Raw genomic sequence first — 19,638 nt, 5'->3', positions numbered from 1 at the left:
TCTGCACGCAACAAAAAGCCCTAAAATAATAGGGCTTTTGATTTACTAAATATATGTTCAAATTAAACGTACTTACTCTAAAAACAGTGTGTTTATTAAGCTTTCTTGTTCTTTTCCAGCTTCATGTTTTAATGCTCGTATAAAATCCATAGAATTGGCGGGACTGTTTGGATAACCATGATTTTTCCAAACCAACTTGAGCGCATTAATAATGGGTTCATCCCCAATAGCAGCGCGTAGCTTAGCAAAGACAATGGTTGCTCGCGAATATTGGTCAAAGCTTTGTGTAGCATCAACCAAGGCTGTTCGCTCCTTTATGTTCATCAGCATACTTTGCTCATAGCGTGTTGTTTCATACTCAACCAGCGCTTGCATTGTCGCTTTCCCATAACGCTGCTCTATAACAACAAGCTCAATATACTTTGCCATAGACTCCACTAAAAAAGCGCTATCTGAAAATACCCCATTACCAATATCATGGCCAAACCATTGATGCGCGGTTTCATGAACTGCACGGCGATAGCGTTGATCAAAGCCTGCATTAGCGCTTGGCTTTGATCTAAAACCAACACTGTCTTCAATAAGTATAAGTTGCGGCAATGCATAACCTGTAGCACCAACACTAGGCGAGCCTATTAAACTCAATTGTTTTGCTCTATAAGGGCTTATATTATTAAGCCATTTTATTGTATCGCCCATTGCGCTAAGGTTTACAGCTATAGACTCCGCTCGTGCTGGCTCGTTTTTATCTTTAGCAAACACGTTTAATATCACGCCATTTTGCTGTTTGGTAACAGGGGAATAAGGCACCGTGACCCAAGCTGGGATTGCATTTATGGGTGTACGAGTCTCAAAATGAAATATTTCGCGGTCATCTTTGCTGGTACGTGATATTTCCTCTCCTTGGGTTATAACCTGATAACCCCTTCTTGTACTCACTTTACTCGACATAGTAAGCCACTGGTAATGAGTACTTGCTTTCGCCGTTTTAGCAAATAGCTTCGTGGGTCTAATCACCGACTTCACTTTAAGTGCGTGTTGCTGACGAAGTATAGGATCGGTTAATTCATAATTATCTTGATAGCCAACAGTCGGCAATAAAGGCACTGATCGTATATAGCTAAATTCAGGGGTTATTATCTGATGGCCTCTTACTGGCCAAAGCTTAGCTTGATGAACATCAAACCGTGTAACTAGTTTACGTATTTCTCCTGGCTGCATTTCATTCTCAAACTTAAACACAGCTTGATTAAGCAAGGGAAAGCTTTTAGCCCTTTGCGCGCCATCGATTTCAATATCGGCCCATTTATAAAAACCAGAGCGCCCAACCAATATCTCTTTAATAGGATCTTGATGGGTGTTTTTTAAGGTATATATTAAGGAAAAATGAGCTTGCTGCTGATGCGGATAAAAGCCTACATTAGCATCAATGTGCACAATGTTTGGCTGTGCTACATTGCGCCATTGTGAGAATGCTTTTTCGTATTGTGCTTTGAATGCCTCGCGTTTATGCGAGTTGGTTAAAGGCTTCTCCTCAACCAGTCTTAAATGCAATTGAGTAAATAGTGCCACAGTAATAAGTAAAGGTATAAGTAACCAAAAATGTTTAACCCCCATTACTCTTTGGCTCAACCCGGCACCTCGGTGATTAAAAATCCCCGTAATTATAACTAAACTTATACACGCCACTAACCAAACTGATATATAAGGCCAATAACTACTTATACTTGCACGATAACCCCAAAAGTTATCAGGTGCCTGCAAAGGCGTCCAACCAACACTCCACAATGTATGCGTGAGGCCAAGGCTAGTCATTATCGGTGTAAATTTGATCAGTAAAATAACAGCAATTAGCAAACCCGCAATAAGCTGCGAACGACACAAATTAAATACACACAAAAATACACACGCAATAATGGCAAGCACAATTGCCATCAAAAATAAAATGGTTAAATGTACTTCAAATTGATATGCACTGTGTAAAAACCACTGAGCTGCACTTGCCCCTAATAAGCTCATTGTTAAAAAAAACAATATCATAGTACCTAGGGCCAATAACTGACTGTTTAAAAAGTAATATGTTTTGAGCGGTGTGGCAGCGATCAGCTCAGCTATATTATAGTATTTAGCGAAACAGCTTACTTGCCAGCTCCACAAAGCCATTAATAAAGTGCCAAACAACAATTGCATATCAAATGCATAATAACTGATCGCATCAAGGCTTGTGGTGCTCAGAACACTCATTGGTTCAACATAACCAGACGACGAGGCAACACTATTAAAAACTATCACCGGCCAAACAAAAATAATCAGTAAAGTAACAGGGTGTGAAACCAAATTAACCAGCGTAATTTTGTATAAACTGGCCATCATCAAAAATGGTTTTTTTGTGACTTTCGCTGTTTTATATTCAGCGGGTTCTAACGTGTTGTAACGAATGTATTCGTTAGTATTTTTACCATTTTCACTCTTTAATAATGTGTGTTTTTTATTTTTACTAAAAGTAATATAAAAAATACCAACAGCAAGCATACTCACAACAACGCGATTAATAGCAAATGAAGCTCCTAATGAATTGGTTAAACTGTTTATTACGGCTGTGTATGCAAAAGGGTCAAGCCAAACAAATAATGTATAAAATCGATTGCTTATAATACTACTTCCAGCAAGCATTGGATTTCCGGTAATACTTGCAAGCATTATGTAGCCTATCCACAACACTGTAAAAACAACATAATTGGGTAATGAATTAGCTGATTTATGGCAAACAAAAAAGGCAACAACAACTAAAAAGCAGCTATTTGGTAACAACACTAAAAAGCTATTAAATACAGTAAAAGAAACCATATTTGGTATATAGCCCAATTGCCTTACTTGCATGTATATCATTACTAAATCACTGATTAAACTAATAATAAAAACCAAGCAAATCAGTAAGCATACTCTTGCTAAACTGCGCTTAAATAAGCTAGTTTGCGTAGCATAAATAAGCTCCTGCATTGACGCGTGCTGATCTCGTAAAAATATAACGGGCGCCAATACTCCTACAAGCACAGGTAACTGCATCATTTGTAGCATTGTAATATTTAACTTAAATTGTTTTAACGAATTAACTTCAACTGCTGCAAGCCCAGAGGACAACATAACCGCAAATACCAAAGGGATAATAATGCACAGCCAAACAAGTGGTTGGCGCACTGCATATCGCCACTCATTAATAATTAACATGTTTGACTTCCTTCATTGAGTGCAAAAAAGTACTTGTCTTGAAGCGTAGCGGGCGAGTTTATTGCATTTTGTGCAGGCGCTGTGTCTGCATAGACATGAAATGACGCTCTACCATAGCGATGGCTCTTACTTAATACATGCTGATTTGGTATGCCCGTAGGTAAACTTTCGAGCTGCCAAATCTTACCTTCTAAAGGAACTAGTAACTCTTTTACGTCACCGCTTTGTATGAGTGCTCCTTGATCTATAATGGCCACGTAGTGACATAAATTTTCTACATCTTCAACAATATGGGTCGATAACAATACCAACCTATTTTGACTAATACTAACGAGTAAATTATTTAAACTTTCTCGTTCCACAGGATCGAGCCCAGCAGTGGGTTCATCCATAATAATTAGCTTTGGGTTACCTAACAAAGCCTGAGCCACACCAAAACGCTGCTTCATTCCTCCCGAAAAATTAACGACCTTTTTATTAGCAAACTGAGTCAAATTGGTTAGCTCAAGTAAACTATTAATTTGGTTTTTGCGTGCATTACCATCTATGCCTTTTAATACGGCAATATGCTCAAGTAACGCCCGACAACTCATGTTGGGGTACACGCCAAAATATTGTGGTAAATAGCCTAGCTGCGATCTAAGCGCATCTGGTTGGCTAATCACATCAAGGCCATTAAAATTAATATGTCCGGAGTCGGCATTTTGTAAACACGCGAGTGTGCGCATAAGTGTTGATTTACCCGCTCCATTAGGGCCAAGTAGACCGACCATACCGGCGGGTAGAGTGATCGTCACATCATTCAAAGCCTGCGTACCATCTGCGTATTTTTTGTTGATATTTTTCAGTGTAAGCATTAGTTTCATCCTTAATTGGTATAGCACAAGCTTAAGAAAGCAAGTCAATACAAGCGAGAAAATAATGGTTAACGTATTGAAATAAATGATGAACATAAAAAAGTAACGTTGGTCATTTAAATATGACCTTTCATCATTTAAATAAACGGCCTAGTATGCTTAAAACGGTTACTAACCCTATGAAATAAAATAATTATTTTAAAAATAAATTATGATTGAAACAATTTTATGGATAAACTAGCGCGCTCAGCGTAGTGAATTGTGCAAAGGTAATGTTTAAAATAAAAAGACAATTTTATCTAAGCATATCTGCTCAGAAACTATAATAAAAACGGAGTCACATATGCAGCAAGCTAATACACCAATATGGCAACGCTTTAGCATTACCCAGCTAATAATTTTTTTACCGCTAATAGCCGCTATTATGCTCGACTCTCATATACGCTTTTTGTCATCACATATGGATTCAACGAGCCAATATCTGGCTATTAATATTCAACTTTTTTTACAGTGTATTCCCTTTTTTATTGCCCATGCGTTTGCATATCGTTTATTACTTACACCCGCAATCATAGTTTGGCTGTTAGGCTTTTTAGCCTATCCATCTCTCTTGCTAGTATTTAATAACCAACTTCTTAACTTTTCGCAATGGCAATACCTTGATGCACAATGTTGGACACTGTGCGCATCTACAAGTGGCATATGGCTTATTACTAAACGCACTAATAAAAATAACAATGTGTTGAGTAATAAATGGCTTAAATCCTTGTTTTCACTTGATACAGTCGTGTTTATAGTACTTTTAGGTTGGGCAATAGTTACATCAAGCATACTCAATACGCACACTGATCCTATGTTAAACCAGCCTATTGAGCCTGTTATTGATGTTTATAAAGTATTCACACAGTTTGATACTTTTTTGGGTTACCTTTGGCAAATTACTGTTTGTGCCGGATTAGTATATGGAGTGTATTTATTAAATAGATATTTATTAATACGCTACGTATTAACCTATCATGGCGTATTAATATTTTTGTTTGCAAGTTTAATAAGCCTCGTTGTACTTACACCTATATTAACATCGTGCTTGCTACTGTTACCTATTAACGATTTACCCTCAGGCATTGCTAACTTAACACCAGGCGGTAATGATAATATTTTCAGCCCTGAAAATTATCAGTTCGTATTTTTGTTTTTAGCTATAAGCACACCGATTATTTTAGCGTTTGAACGACAGCAACAACACGTTCAAATTAGCAACATTGCCCAGCAACAAACAAAAACAGAGCTAATGCTACTTCAGCAGCAAATTAACCCTCATTTTTTATTTAATACATTAAACAACCTTTACGCGCTGACATTAAAAAAAGCAGATAATGCACCAGATCTTGTTATGCAATTAGCTAATTTACTGCGTTACAGTGTTTATGAAGGCCAAAAAGCACTGGTGAGTTTAGAAAAAGAAATTAATTACTTAAAAGGTTTTATTGCATTGCAGCATTTACGAAGTGCTGAGCGCTGCAACTTTGATGTGCAATGGCCTGAATATCAACAACACTATTTAATTTCGCCACTACTGTTAATAATGATTTTAGAAAACGCGATAAAGCATGGTGTAGAGCCCACCTCACAAAAAGTAACGGTTGTGTTTAAAATCACCATGGCCGATAACATACTAACGCTATTTTCCTCTAACCCTATTCTACCTAATAACAATTCAGAGCATGGGATGGGACTTAACAATTTACGCCGTAGGCTAACTCTTTTATATCCAAATAAGCACACATTAATTATTAATGAAAATAAAAACCTTTGGCAAACCACACTTAAATTGGAGCTGGCTGCATGCTAAACACAATAATTGTTGATGACGAGCCGCTCGCGCATGACGTTATACTGCATCATTTAAGTGCCCATAAAGATATTAATATAAGCGGACAGTACCTTACCGCTAAAGATGCATTATGTGCTTTAGCCACATCATCTATTGATTTGTTATTTTTAGACATAAACATGCCCGAACTATCAGGCATTGCATTACTAAAAGTGCTCGCGAATCGACCACAAGTGATTATTATTAGTGCGTATCAAGAATATGCTTTAGCCGGTTTTGAGCTTGACGTAACTGACTACCTACTAAAACCAGTCTCTGCGCAACGCCTTGAACAAGCACTCAATAAAGTACGGAAAAAAAGAAAACACATAACGCTAAATCCCAAGGCACCTCTGACTATTACGCTTAAAATCGATCGTGAAAAACATAAAATTCAATTAAGCGACATAGACATGTTTGAAGCGTATGGAAATTATGTAAAAGTATGGCAAGGTGAAAAAGCATTACTTGCAAGCTGTACTCTCAAATACATATTGCAGGAACTTGATACTTCATTTATTCAAGTCCACAAATCTTACGTTATTAACAAACACAAAGTGGTTGCGTTAAGTAATGAAAGCGTTCAACTAGCATCAGGCGTGTCAGTTAAAATTGGCAAGTCATTTAAACAACAAGTGCGCGACATTATTTAATCTGAGGTCTTGTTTTATGTTTACCTAAAACATAACTTTAAGCTCCCCCTAACAACGACTCTAGACTTTAGCGCTTAACCTTTGTGGCTTTTCTCGCGTTACAAAGTAGCAAATTAGCGAGCCCACTGTTACCAGTACAACCCCTTGCCAAAACGAAGCACTCAGCGTAATAGATAAATACAACGCCGAAATAATACTAGAAAACACCGGTGTAAAGTACGAAAGCGTACCCAACAGCATTAAGTTACCGCCAATAATAGCTTGATTCCACAGTGCATAACCGCTCCCCACGACTACACCGGCTAATAATAACGTCATGCTTGAGCCCAGTGAAAACGTTAATGGCGCTTCATTACTAAAACCATATTGCGCCCACAAACTCATTGCCGTAACAGTAAAAAATAACGTAATGGCATTTTTACCATTACTCAGCTTTTGAGTAACTACGCAATAAATAGCCCATATAAACGCTGCAGCTAATGCCATTAGGTAAGTAGCAGGATTATCAGCAAAGTTAGTAACAAGCGTATCGAGTGACATTTCTTGATCGCCCGTAATACACCAAGCAACCCCTAAAAAAGCAATAATCATGCTTGGGTAAACCCAGTAACTTACTTTTTTACGACCAATAATAATAGAGAGCAGTATTGTTAGCGTGGGCCATAAATAATTAATAACCGCCATTTCCATTGCCTGATGACGACTATTTGCCATACCAATAGAAAGCGCCAAGCAAATTTCGTACGATACAAATAATAAAGTACCTACTACCAAGTAGCGTTTCGAAAAACCACTAAACTTGGGCACTCCCATAACCAAAATTAAAAATATCGCACTGACAGAATACATAGCCGCAGCACCACCAATGGGGCTAAACAACTCAGAAATATCCCGTAGTAATGCAACTAAGCAACTCCACAGTAATATTGCAGCGACTCCATATAGTGTATATTTATTTTTGTTTATAAAATCCATTTGCCAATCCAAAAGTACTACTCGTAAATTTGAAACTAAACTAACAGTAATTATTTAATTAAACAATAAGGGTCTGTTGATCTTTCAAGGTTAAATTTGCAGCAGTCTGTTTGGTATTTAGGCAAGGCAGAGCCTATATAGTGTGGTTATTCCCCATTAATGGGCGATAACGTAGCATTAATGCCAAACAGGCGCTGCCCAAAGGGTTCTTCCTAGGGGCTACTTACTCTTTGTTGCTCGGTTTTTACTTAGCCCACTAGGTTACAAATCTCGCGCCGCGATTAAATAGCCCCTAGTTTGAACAAATTTTAATCCGCAAATATCAACAGACCCTAAAGTTAATAGCTTAAACCTCTCGCCTGTTTTTAACATTCACCCTTTTTAGTAATTGACCTTTTGGTCAGTAAAGCTACAATCAATCAATACGTTAAACACGCAAACTCAACAATGACCACACAAATAAAGCCAAATAAAAAAGAAATTACACGCGAGAAAAACCAAAAACTAATTCTAAATGCCGCCGAGCAATTGTTTTCGCAATTAGGTTACGACGGAGCAAGTATGAGCATGGTTGCTAAAGAAGCGCAGGTGCCAAAAGCTAATATTTTGTATTACTTTAAAAGTAAAGATGGCCTGTATGAGTCTGTGATCGACCGCATAATAGCTAATTGGAACTTGGGCCTCGATAACGTCACAATTAACCACGATCCAGCTACCGTGCTTTATAACTATATTAAAAGCAAAGTAATACTCGCCGTAAATCAGCCAATGCAATCTCGCTTATTTGCCAGTGAAATACTGCGCGGTGCCCCTTATTTACAAAACTACTTTAGAACCAATACCCGCCCTTGGGTTAAACAAAAGGTTGATGTACTTCAAGCATGGATGGACGCAGATAAAATGGATAAGGTTGACCCCTACCATTTGCTCTTTACTATTTGGTCTACCACGCAATATTACGCCGACTTTCAGGCTGAGGTTCTACTCGTAATGAACAAATTAGAGTACGACGAAACCGATGTGGCACAGATTACGCAATCAATTGCCCACATAATTTTAAAAGGTATTGGTCTTAAAATACCTGAGCAAAGTGAGACTTAACCCATGACATCCTTTACTACACCCGATTTATTTGACGATCATCGCGACAACGTACAAGTAGCAGACAGCGGCCTTTATCACTTTGGTAAAAAAACCACGTTTTATGGCAAAGTAGTTACCGTTACCTGCCCAGAAGACAACTCTTTTGCCGCCGATATATTGCATGAAAATGGTGAAGGTAAAGTATTGGTTATAAACGGGTTTGCGAGCAAACGCTTTGCGTTTATAGGCGATATTATGGCTGAGCGTGCCTTAAGTAATGGCTGGGAAGGCGTAATAATAAATGGCTGTTGCCGAGATATAGAAATACTTGCCACGATGAACTTACCTGTAATGGCGCTAGGTTCTACACCGCGTAGTACCTTAAAGCGCGGCTTTGGTGATAAAAACCAAGCTGTTACCATGCTTAGCACCACTATTGAACCTAACGATTGGGTTTACGCCGATATTAATGGTTTAATCATCAGTAAAACGCCCCTTATTTAGCACTCAAAACTATATAAATAAAGACCAATTTGGTGCATCTGCGCACCAAATTGGTTTGTTTTAGCTCATTTTAATCTCACCATTTCTACAGCCCACATTTAAAAATCTCATACAACCCACCAAAACCTGACCAGTTGGACAGGTTTTTAATTTATGGCATTCCTCTTGCTTAGTCTAAACACTATAAAATCAAAACTACCGATTAAAAAGCGGAGTTATACCAATTGCATTAAATTAGTGATCTACCATAACGTGAAGAAAATAGCGTAATAACAAGGCAAAAATTATGACATATAGTTGTTCTCTATGAATAATTTTTAACGAAGTAAGTGCGTTATTTAATCCGATAGAATGATCATTTTTTTAATAAAATTGGTATTAAAATAATAATAACCAGCCCGCTTTTTAATCACTCTTAACTTAATAAGTAAGTACTTGGTCAGTTTTATAATAATGAGCTGCAAATGAGTGATAAAAAAAACAAAAAAAGTATATTTTGCAATCACGGTCCTACCCTGTGGCAAACAAATCAATCTGGTCTACTTGCAAACAATCGCTTAGCCGTAAAAGATGTATTTGCAGTAAAAGGCGAGCGTAACAGCGCTGGCAATCCACACTGGTTTAAAACAGCTAAACCGGCTCAAAATACGGCAAGCTCGGTTAATAAGCTCATGACCGCTGGTTGTAACTTTATAGGCTTTACCCACACAGACGAACTGGCTTATAGCTTAGAGGGTAATAATATACATTATGGCGCTGCGCAAAATCCTAAATTAAAAGGGCATGCTTGCGGTGGTTCGAGTATGGGTTCGGCAGCAGCTGTGGCTGCTAACTTAGCCGATATTGGCTTAGGTACCGACACTGGCGGCTCAATTAGAATACCCGCCAGCTATTGTGGTTTATATGGCATAAGGCCAAGCCATAATGTAATTGAAAAAGAAGGATTAATTCCTCTCGCCCCGTCTTTCGATACCATAGGTTGGCTTACCCAAAGCGCCGAGCTATTAAGCGATGTAGGTAATGTACTGTTGCCACAACAAGCTATTAATAACGTTGATACCTTAGTTATTTGTGAGCCGTTATTTGAACTCGTTGGCCCTGCTTTACAAGCCCCACTTAAACAATTGCTTGAAAAAACCAAGCCTAATTTTAAACACCATAAAGAATTTGAACTACCTAACAGCAACTTATTAAGCGAACTGGCTGATAGTTTTAGAGTACTGCAAGGGCGAGCAATCGCTAAAACGCACCGAGACTGGCTTGAACTCCCAGATCAGCTTTCTCATTTTGCACCAGCAATTGCGGCTCGTTTTAAAATGGCACTGGCTTTAACCGAGCAAGAAGAACAAGAGGCGTTAAAAATACAGCACGAGTGGCAAACAATAGTCGCTAAAAACCTAAACAAACACAGCTGCTTATTTTTACCCACCACACCCACAACCGCACCTAAATTAGGCGCCGACACAAGCGCCTTACGCATGCAAATTATTACGCTTTCGGCAATTGCAGGACTTAGTGGCTCAGCGCAAGTGCATTTACCGCTGGCTGATTTAACAAATGATCACCCTTATGGTTTTTCATTAATGATGACCCACGGTAACGATAAAAGCTTACTTGCTTGCGTTAAGCACCTAGCTGCACACTTTAAACAGGACACACCGGCATGACCACACACAACATTGCATTTACCGCGTCTCATTTTTCGGCCACTGAGGCGGGTATAAATATACTAAAACAAGGCGGTACAGCTACCGAGGCTATGGTAGCGGCTGCCGCTGCGATTAGCGTTGTGTATCCACATATGAACTCAATTGGTGGCGACAGCTTTTGGCTTATCGATAACCCAAATCAAAAAACGCCCACAGCTATTGACGCCTGCGGCCGCGCAGCAACTAATACAACGGCGTATAACCCGCTCACGCAAATACCAGAGCGCGGCGGATTAAGCGCACTTACTCAAGCGGGTACAATACGCGGTTGGCAAAAAGCGCTTGAACTAGATGAGCACGCAGCACTACCACTGTCAAAAATTTTAGCACCCGCTATTGAGCTTGCGCGCGAGGGCTTTACAGTTACAAAAAGCTTGCAAGCAGGCTGCGAAAAGCTAGCCGCTGTTAACAATACCAATGACGCGTTTAAAAGCCTCTACATACCCAATGGCAAGCCCTTACAAGCAGGCCAGCATTTTAAAAACCCTAAACTTGCAGCAACGTTTGAATACCTAGCAAAACATGGTTTAAACGCATTTTATGAAGGCGCACTTGCCAACTCATTTGCCGCAGACTTAGCAAAAGCAGGCAGCTCAATTACCGCAGGTGACATTGCAAATACTAAAGCCGAGGTCGTTACTGCGCTAAATGCTAACTTATCAGGTATTGATTGCTACAACTTACCCGCGCCAACACAGGGCGTGCATTCACTACAAGTAATTGGTGCCGTAAATAAGTTAAAGCATTTAGCTAAAACCGATGCCGACTGGACGCACTTAATTGTTGAGGCAACTAAACAAAGCTTTACGCATCGCCCTACCCTTTGGGCAGATCCTGAAGTATTAGGGAACGATTATAAAAACGCACTAACCGATGATCGCTTAAGCCAACTTGCTAACAATATTGATATGAGTAAAGCCAAAAAATGGCCATTTAACGCAGAGCCTGGCGATACAGTGTGGATGGCTGCAAGAGATAAAAACGGGCAATTAGTAAGCTTTATTCAAAGTATTTACTGGGAGTTTGGCAGTGGAATATTAATGAGCGAAGGCGGCTTTGTGTGGAATAACCGTGGTTTAAGCTTTAGTTTAAACAATGAAGATATTGCTGCGAGTAACAATAATAACGCCCTTGCGCCAAATAAAAAGCCGGCTCATACACTTAACCCAGCACTGGCAAAGTTTAGCGATGGTCGTCGACTTGCTTACGGAACAATGGGCGGTGAAGGGCAACCACAAACCCAAGCCGCTGTTTTTGCAGGCTACGCATGGCGAAATAAATCAATAAAACAAGCAATTAGCGACCCTCGTTGGTTACTTGGACGTACATGGGGCGATACCAGTACAAATTTAAAAATTGAAAAAGGGTTAGTTTTTCATATAGAACATGAATTAAATCAACGTGACCACGATTGGGTAAGCGTTGATAATAATAACGAAATGATGGGGCACGCTGGGGCTATTTTAGATACACCTACAAGCCTTGAAGCTGCAACAGATCCTCGTTCAGATGGACGTGCAACAGTAACTACAGCAGGAACACAATGTCAGAAATAATAAACCAATGGCCAATAGTAGCGGCTTTAATAGCAACCGGTATTTTTGCCGGAATTTTAGCAGGACTTTTTGGTGTAGGCGGCGGTATTGTTATCGTACCTGTGCTGTATTTTTTACTGCAAGGTTTTGGCGTAAGCCCAGAGTCGGCAATGATGATAGCCACCGCTACATCACTTGCAACCATAGTACCTACTTCGCTTTCATCTATTCGCTCGCATCATAGCAAAGGAAATATTGACCTTGCGCTAATAAAATACTGGGCACCGTTTATATTAGTTATGGCGGTAGTCGGTAGTATTATTGCTCATACCGTTCGCGGTAACGCATTAGTGCTCATGTTTGCCTGCATTGCTATTTTAGTCAGTTTAAACATGTTATTTAGAGCCGGCGCACCCGCGCTTGTAAAACAACTGCCAGGTAAATTTGGTCAAGGCGTTATGGCAAGTATTGTAGGTAGTTTGTCGGTAATGATTGGCATAGGCGGCGGTACTATTGGCGTACCTATGCTAAACGCATTTAATGTACGCGCCCATGTTGCAGTAGGAACTGCGGCCGTTTTTGGTTTATTGATTGCGCTACCAGGTGTTATTACCTTATTAAGTATTGGCACAACGCCAACCGATGCTCCCCTAGGTACGTGGGGGTTGGTTAACCTCCCTGCCTTTTTCCTTATTATTCCGCTGACTATTTTATTTGCGCCTATTGGCGTAAAAATTGGTAGCAAGCTGGATCAAAAACAACTAAAACGCGCCTTTGCCGTTGTATTAATGATAACCGGCATTCGCATGCTCATTCAGACTCTGGGAGCCTAAAATATGTTTAATAACACGCAAGTTCAAACCTTAAACCCACCACAGCGTTTATTAATGGGACCAGGCCCTATTAATGCAGATCCTCGTGTTTTACGTGCTATGTCGGCGCAACTTATAGGTCAATACGACCCAGTAATGACCGGTTTTATGAACGAAACCATGGCGCGTTACCGCGAAATTTTTAAAACTAAAAACGAATGGACCATGCTAATAGATGGCACATCGCGCGCAGGGATTGAAGCCGTATTATGCTCAATTTTACGCCCAGGCGATAAAGTACTAGTACCAATTATGGGGCGCTTTGGTCACCTACTTGCTGAAATAGCAGAACGCGTTGGCGCAAAGGTGCACACAATAGAAGTACCGTGGGGCGAAGTGTTTACGCCTGAACAAATCGAAAAAGCCATTGTTGATGTAAAACCACATGTGCTTGCTATGGTACAAGGCGATACATCCACCACCATGAACCAACCTCTTGAGCATATTGGTGATATTTGCCAAAAGCACGATGTACTATTTTATTGCGATGCCACCGCCTCTATTGTGGGTAACGAACTTCCTGCCGATGAGTGGAAACTCGATGCACTTTCTGTTGGCCTACAAAAGTGTTTAGGCGGACCTTCTGGGTCTGCGCCATTAACACTAAGCGACAAATGCGCCGAGTGGATCCAAAAACGTAAAAAGGTAGAAGCAGGCATTCGCACAGCCAATCATATCGACGGCACAGAGCCCTTTGTACGCTCTAACTATTTTGATTTAGGTATGATCATGAATTACTGGGGAGAGGAGCGCCTAAATCATCATACCGAAGCCACCAGCATGCTGTATTGCGCCTCAGAATGCGCCCGCATAGTAATTGAAGAAGGCGTAGATAACTGCGTAGCACGCCACAAATTACATGGCGATGCCATGCTAACAGGCATTCAAGCACTGGGCTTAAATGTATTTGGCGATTTAACGCATAAAATGAACAACGTACTGGGTGTTTATATACCCGAGGGCATTAATGCCGATCACGTACGCGGGCAAATGCTAACCGATTTTGGAATAGAAATTGGCACCTCGTTTGGGCCACTTCATGGCAAAATTTGGCGTATTGGCACTATGGGCTACAACGCCCGAAAAGATACCGTACTACAAACACTTGCAAGCCTAGACGCTTGTTTGCATGCCAACGGTTACAAAGGTCCTAAAGGCGAAGCCGCCATTGCCGCCCTCACTCACTATAAATAAAAAAAGGATTTAGCATGACGATTGTAAGCCCCCTTTTAAAGCCTTTGTTAAACAAAGAACTTGCTGATGAATACGCAACACGCGCTTTATCTCGCTGTAAAACCCTCAGCGCACTATCGCAAATGCAAGGTGGCATTCACCGCGTGTACTTATCAAAAGAGCACAAAGAGTGTAACGCTGTTACCGCATCGTGGATGGTTGAGGCAGGCATGCAATCGTGGCAAGACGAAGTGGGCAACCTTTGGGGGCGGCTTAAATCATCAAACCCACATGCTAAACGTTTAATTATAGGATCGCACCTCGACACCGTACCAAACGCAGGTGCGTTTGATGGTATTTTAGGTGTACTACTGGGGATAGAAATTGCAGCGCTTGCACATAAGTTAAAGCTCGACCTGCCCTTTCATTTAGATGTAGTGGGCTTTTGCGATGAAGAAGGCACTCGCTTTGCCACTACTTTAATTGGCTCAAAAGCCCTCGCTAACGAATTTGACCCACAGTGGCTAAACATTGAAGACACAAACGGCATAACTATGCGCCAAGCCATGCTCGACTTTGGCTTAAATCCCAACGACTACGCAAAAGCCGCACTAAATAAAAGCGAATTACTAGGTTACTGTGAAACTCATATAGAGCAAGGTCCGGTGCTCGAATCGGTTAATCAGGCGCTGGGAGTAGTAACTGCTATAGCAGGTGCTAAACGCGCCATGATCACCCTAACAGGCCAAAGCGGTCATGCGGGTACAACCCCAATGAACTTAAGGCAGGATTCGTTAGCAGGCTGCGCTGAATTAGTAATCGAAATTGAAAAACTAGCAAGCAATGCTAAAAATGGCGAAGTTGCCACCGTAGGGCAAATACAATCTCGCCCAGGGGCTACAAACGTGATTGCAGGCAAAACGACCATAAGCCTAGATGCACGCGCACAAAGCGACACCGATCTCGCTAACTTACTAAGCGCCATACAAAGCAGCGCACAATCTATAGCAAGCAAACGCAATTTAACGCTTGATTGGCAATGGACTCATGCCGCCGGTGCCGTAGCGTGCGATACTCAAATTCAGCATTTGTTTTCAAGCGCATGTAAACTCAATAACCAAGCATCGCCTTCACTTGCCTCAGGCGCAGGGCACGATGCAATGGCAATCGCTCCAATTTGCCCCGTTGGCATGTTGTTTATACGCAGCCCTGGCGGTATAAGCCATCACCCAGCAGAAGCAGTTATCGACAGCGATGTAACAAAGGCACTCAGTGTAATGTACAGCGCGCTTTTACTTTATGTGAAAGAGTGTGATTGATTTAAGGTAATCGAGTAAACCAAGTATATTAACTTGGTATGCTTAGGGGCTTAAACCTCCTCAAAGTCATTTGGAGGTTATTACTGAAGGTAGGTAAATGCAGGAAAACACAGGAATATACGTTATTTAAAGTAGCTTTATCGAGCTGCCCTTTGCTCTTTTAGGCTAAGGCGTTTATGTGAGCTATATACATGTTGGGTATTTGTATCATTGACCAAATATGCATCCATTTCAACGGTAATTAAACCCGATAATGGCTTGATTTCTAGAACACCCAACTCACCTAAATTTGCAGATAGTAAAGTATTATTCCTAATAGCTAACAAAGTTTTGTCAGTATCTCGTAAGTCACCATTCACATATAATTTAGCACCACCAAACCAAGTGTTAATTATTTTAACTTTGATTGACTTAATAGTAAATTCAAAGGATTTTCTCATCAGATCTCCATATTCAGAAAATGTAATTATTATACTTTGTGTTCTTATGTGTTTGGCGCACAAACACTTTCTTTTAATACCCGTTTAGTCGATGCTGGGTAATTTTTTAGTGCAGCCAAAGGGCGAATTGGCCGCTGAACCAAATTACCTGAGCAGTTTGGGCACACGTTATTTAATACCGTTTGAGCACAGCCAGAACAAAATGTGCATTCAAATGAACAAATAAAAGCCTCTGTGGACTGTGCAGGTAGATTCTTATCGCAACATTCACAATTAGGTCTTAAATCTAGCATTTAGAGCTCCCTTTTATCCACCCTATGCTGAGTAAATACCGATTACCTTTTATAACTTTTGATACCTGATGCTCACTTACATCAGGGCGGAATAGCTTAACCCGCTTTGTTTCAAATATCGGATTACTGCAAATAAACTCACCACCCAAATCTGCTTTTTTAAGCACTATATTCAATCGATAGTGTTTACCAGATTCAACTTTGTCTGTGTGTGGTGCTATTTCACTTCCTTGTGGGAATTTAAGCAAATATGTATCAAATTTAATTGGCCACGTAGCACCACAAATCAACATTTTATCGTAGCCTGACTTTTGCCTACCTCGCTCCCAACAAAATAATTTACTCAAAAAAAACATGCAATCCCTCGAAACAGCTAACAAGCAGCAGGTTAACTCGTTTTTTATTTATTTTTATTGGTAAATAAACCATAGCCGAGTTCATATTTTGATTCAATCGTTTACTGTATTTTACGTGGGATATAAAAGGGAGTTTTAATGGTGTTTTGATTGGCGTTTTAAAAGACATTATGGTGGCTATAATTACCTAGCAAATCAATATATAGCCACCCGTTTTACTTTAATGCTTATTTAAGGTCTTATTTAATCGTTACCTTTGCATCACTTACCCATGTTTCAGTTATAGCTTCATCATTTTTATCAACTAAATACGCGCGTATGTTCACCGGATTGTTGTTAGCTTGTTTGTAGTCAAACGCTAATCGCCATTGGTTTGTACCAACTACCGGATAAACCCCAATAGGCTCTAGTATTTCACCATTGCTGGCTTCAACAATCGGCTTTATACCACTTTTGTTATCTAAGCCTTTAAATACTGGACCTTCAAAATCAATCACCATTTTGTTAACGCCTTCAGGGATTGGCTGGCCGGGAATCCCGCCTAAGCCTTGGCGAGTATTTACAACGCTTGCAAGGTTTTTTGATTTTGGATCGAGTGGACGCCACTCAATATCATAAGAAAAGGTAAACTCGTCGCCTTTGCGCGCCTCTTTTTCGGGCACCCAATAGGCAACAATATTGTCGAACGTTTCATCTTTTGTAGGAATTTCGATTAACTGTACTGCGCCTTTGCCCCAATCGTCAGTAGGTTTTATCCACGCTGATGAACGCTTATTGTAAAATACGCCGTCGTCCTGGTAGTTATTAAAGTCACGATCTCTTTGGATTAAGCCAAACCCTTTTGGGTTCTCATCAATAAAACTATTGGTCGACACCGACTGAGGATTATTTAATGGGCGCCAAACGTATTGACCCGATCCTGTGTGAATCGCCAGGCCATCGCTGTCGTGAATTTCAGGGCGCCAATCTTTAGCTTCTGTTTTATCTTTTTGTGAGTACCAATACATACTGGTTAACGGTGCTACGCCTAAGCGTTCAACATCGGCGCGCATATACAAATTTGCCGTTACAGAGGTAATATGGCCTTTGGCTTCTTTGTTATCTTTGCTTAAACCAAATCGATAAGCACCAGTGATAGAAGGCCCTTCAAGCAATGCCCAAACAGACACACTTTCACCTTTTTTCTCTGCGGGGCCAATCCAAAATGCAGAAAAGCGCGGAAATTCTTCTGGCTGATTCATACCCGTATTAATTGCAATACCTCGAGCCGACAGTCCATATTGCCCCTCTGGCCCGTCGGTACGAAAATAAGACGCGCCTAAAAAAGATATCCAATCTGGTTTCATATCTGGGCGCATTATTCTAAAGCCTGCAAATCCAAACCCCTCTGGGAGATCGTGAGCTGGGCTGTCATCAGGCATATCAAAAACGTCATTACTAAAAGGTACATTTTGAACCTGATTTTTATCATCTCGGATGTAAATACTTACAGGCTCAGGAAAATATCGGCCAGGGTAAAATAATTGTACGGGCGCCTTTTTTCCACTTGGATATAAGGTTTCATCTTCTTTAAAGCGTATTTTCCAATGTTCGTCATACGTAATTTTATCGATTAACTCCGGCGCTGGCACCTTGGTTGCCGTATAGGGCTTTTCGGCTGAGGCTTTTGCCAGCGCTTTTAAGTCTTCGAATGAAAACTCCGTTTGATCTACTGCTTCTGTCGCGTAAGACGACATCGAAGTGCTAAAAATAATTGCGATAAATAACTTTAATTTCATAAAAAGAATGTCCAATAAATTGAGTCAAATAAAAATGGGAACGCTGCACGAACGTATGTTTAACTTAAAGTTCTGTATGGATATTACGTGACGTAATATGAACTAGCGTTTACTAAGGTATTGTTATTTGACTACAGGACCTCCCATAATTAATTTGTTTTTACGGGAATTAATTTTAAGGGCGATTGCGCGCGTTTAATGATATCGCTGAAGTGAAAATAAACGGAAATAGCGCAGTTTATTGGACGAAGCCGTCAAGAGGTATGGATATATTTAGATTTTAGTTGCCCACTATTCCAAGGCAAATACTTGTAGAGTGGCTGGTTTTTCTATTCGTTGTAGTTACATAGTTGATTTGGGCTAAAGCGTATTATAAGCAGTAAAAAGTGAAGGGTAAGCCTATATAGAACTGTGGTATTTAAATTGATAAGGATTACATTTAAGTGTTGAAAAACAAAGAGGCTCACCACTTTTAAAATTTGCAATTAATAGCTAAATTTGACTAGTCGTCCACCTCAGGGCGTGTTGTTACGTGTTTGTTCATCGTAGCTAAAAGATCTTCTTTACATTTATCAGGTTTCAACGACTCAGGGTTAAAAATTATGGCAAGTACTTTATCAACATATACATAGATTGAACCATTAACTTCTTCGATATGCTCTACAACATCCCAGTCATAAAAGTTATAACCATATTGGTGGATTTCTTTTATACCATCAGCGCTTATTTCAAACTCTTTAGGACCAATCATTATTCCATTTTCATTTGGTGTAAAACATTGTGCAATTTTCACTTCCATAAATTTACTGAGAGCGACGTAAATAAAAAATAAAATGGATAATGTGAAAACAGAAAAGAACAACTTATTTTCTATTCCGCCAGACTGAAACTGAAAGAAGGACATAAAACTAAAAGTTAGCACCAACCAAAGACACACATTTTTAAGCATGGGTATCCATGTATAGGATTTCAACACCTTAGATGCTGTGT

The 19,638-nt window shown here is 40.1% G+C and carries 17 protein-coding genes; 9 read left to right on the top strand and 8 right to left on the bottom strand.

Annotation, left to right across the window (positions count from 1 at the left end; all coding sequences use genetic code 11):
- Positions 1-72 precede the first annotated feature (72 nt).
- Both QL995_RS15640 and QL995_RS15635 read right to left on the bottom strand, forming a co-directional pair.
- Positions 73-3,228, bottom strand: coding sequence for a M1 family aminopeptidase (locus QL995_RS15640; RefSeq protein ID WP_290294550.1), 3,156 nt, complete (start codon positions 3,226-3,228; stop codon positions 73-75).
- Positions 3,222-4,085, bottom strand: a complete 864-nt coding sequence (locus QL995_RS15635) for an ABC transporter ATP-binding protein (protein WP_290294549.1) — start codon at positions 4,083-4,085, stop codon at positions 3,222-3,224. The genes QL995_RS15640 and QL995_RS15635 overlap by 7 nt, the downstream gene beginning before the upstream one ends.
- A 343-nt stretch (positions 4,086-4,428) precedes the next feature.
- On the opposite strand from QL995_RS15635, the gene QL995_RS15630 reads away from it, so the two are divergent.
- Both QL995_RS15630 and QL995_RS15625 read left to right on the top strand, forming a co-directional pair.
- Positions 4,429-5,937 carry a sensor histidine kinase gene (locus tag QL995_RS15630; protein WP_290294548.1) on the top strand — a complete coding sequence of 503 codons (1,509 nt, stop codon included), beginning with the start codon at positions 4,429-4,431 and terminating at the stop codon, positions 5,935-5,937.
- Positions 5,931-6,611, top strand: a complete 681-nt coding sequence (locus QL995_RS15625; protein ID WP_007584325.1) for a LytTR family DNA-binding domain-containing protein — start codon at positions 5,931-5,933, stop codon at positions 6,609-6,611. Before QL995_RS15630 ends, QL995_RS15625 begins: the two co-directional genes overlap by 7 nt.
- A 60-nt stretch (positions 6,612-6,671) precedes the next feature.
- Here QL995_RS15625 and yddG read toward each other — a convergent pair whose 3' ends face one another.
- Positions 6,672-7,586, bottom strand: a complete 915-nt coding sequence (gene yddG / locus QL995_RS15620; protein WP_290294547.1) for an aromatic amino acid DMT transporter YddG — start codon at positions 7,584-7,586, stop codon at positions 6,672-6,674.
- Between the two features lie 447 nt (positions 7,587-8,033).
- Here yddG and QL995_RS15615 point away from each other — a divergent pair, with 447 nt between their 5' ends.
- The 7 genes from QL995_RS15615 (at position 8,034) to QL995_RS15585 (ending at position 15,781) form a co-directional block, all read left to right on the top strand.
- Positions 8,034-8,687 carry a TetR/AcrR family transcriptional regulator gene (locus QL995_RS15615; RefSeq protein WP_290294546.1) on the top strand — a complete coding sequence of 218 codons (654 nt, stop codon included), beginning with the start codon at positions 8,034-8,036 and terminating at the stop codon, positions 8,685-8,687.
- Positions 8,688-8,690: 3 nt separating this feature from the next.
- Positions 8,691-9,173: a putative 4-hydroxy-4-methyl-2-oxoglutarate aldolase gene (locus tag QL995_RS15610; protein WP_165740670.1), complete on the top strand. Its 483-nt coding sequence runs from the start codon at positions 8,691-8,693 to the stop codon at positions 9,171-9,173.
- A gap of 464 nt (positions 9,174-9,637) precedes the next feature.
- Complete coding sequence (locus QL995_RS15605; protein WP_290294545.1) at positions 9,638-10,840, top strand: amidase family protein; 1,203 nt, start codon at positions 9,638-9,640, stop codon at positions 10,838-10,840.
- The gene (locus QL995_RS15600; protein WP_290294544.1) at positions 10,837-12,438 is read left to right on the top strand and encodes a gamma-glutamyltransferase; all 1,602 of its coding nucleotides are present in this window, start codon (positions 10,837-10,839) and stop codon (positions 12,436-12,438) included. The genes QL995_RS15605 and QL995_RS15600 overlap by 4 nt, the downstream gene beginning before the upstream one ends.
- The gene (locus QL995_RS15595; protein WP_290294543.1) at positions 12,426-13,250 is read left to right on the top strand and encodes a sulfite exporter TauE/SafE family protein; all 825 of its coding nucleotides are present in this window, start codon (positions 12,426-12,428) and stop codon (positions 13,248-13,250) included. The genes QL995_RS15600 and QL995_RS15595 overlap by 13 nt, the downstream gene beginning before the upstream one ends.
- A 3-nt stretch (positions 13,251-13,253) precedes the next feature.
- The gene (locus QL995_RS15590; protein ID WP_169044698.1) at positions 13,254-14,483 is read left to right on the top strand and encodes an alanine--glyoxylate aminotransferase family protein; all 1,230 of its coding nucleotides are present in this window, start codon (positions 13,254-13,256) and stop codon (positions 14,481-14,483) included.
- Positions 14,484-14,497: 14 nt separating this feature from the next.
- The gene (locus QL995_RS15585; RefSeq protein ID WP_290294542.1) at positions 14,498-15,781 is read left to right on the top strand and encodes an allantoate amidohydrolase; all 1,284 of its coding nucleotides are present in this window, start codon (positions 14,498-14,500) and stop codon (positions 15,779-15,781) included.
- A gap of 137 nt (positions 15,782-15,918) precedes the next feature.
- Here the strand turns inward: QL995_RS15585 and QL995_RS15580 are convergent, their stop codons facing one another.
- From QL995_RS15580 to QL995_RS15560, 5 genes are all read right to left on the bottom strand, one after another.
- Complete coding sequence (locus QL995_RS15580) at positions 15,919-16,221, bottom strand: hypothetical protein (RefSeq protein WP_169044700.1); 303 nt, start codon at positions 16,219-16,221, stop codon at positions 15,919-15,921.
- 44 nt (positions 16,222-16,265) lie between these two features.
- The gene (locus QL995_RS15575) at positions 16,266-16,514 is read right to left on the bottom strand and encodes a DUF1272 domain-containing protein (protein WP_169044701.1); all 249 of its coding nucleotides are present in this window, start codon (positions 16,512-16,514) and stop codon (positions 16,266-16,268) included.
- Complete coding sequence (locus tag QL995_RS15570; RefSeq protein WP_010553586.1) at positions 16,508-16,870, bottom strand: 2OG-Fe(II) oxygenase; 363 nt, start codon at positions 16,868-16,870, stop codon at positions 16,508-16,510. Before QL995_RS15570 ends, QL995_RS15575 begins: the two co-directional genes overlap by 7 nt.
- A 239-nt stretch (positions 16,871-17,109) precedes the next feature.
- Positions 17,110-18,648 (bottom strand): glucan biosynthesis protein, encoded by a 1,539-nt coding sequence (locus QL995_RS15565; RefSeq protein ID WP_169044702.1) that lies wholly within the window; start codon positions 18,646-18,648, stop codon positions 17,110-17,112.
- 502 nt (positions 18,649-19,150) lie between these two features.
- Positions 19,151-19,447 (bottom strand): YcxB family protein, encoded by a 297-nt coding sequence (locus QL995_RS15560; protein ID WP_007584346.1) that lies wholly within the window; start codon positions 19,445-19,447, stop codon positions 19,151-19,153.
- Positions 19,448-19,638 lie beyond the last annotated feature (191 nt).

The sequence above is a fragment of the Pseudoalteromonas sp. APC 3358 genome, from assembly GCF_030408075.1.
Lineage (GTDB): Bacteria > Pseudomonadota > Gammaproteobacteria > Enterobacterales > Alteromonadaceae > Pseudoalteromonas > Pseudoalteromonas arctica.
Note: the sequence above shows the minus strand (reverse complement) of the source record. Positions and strands in the feature narration are given on the sequence as shown.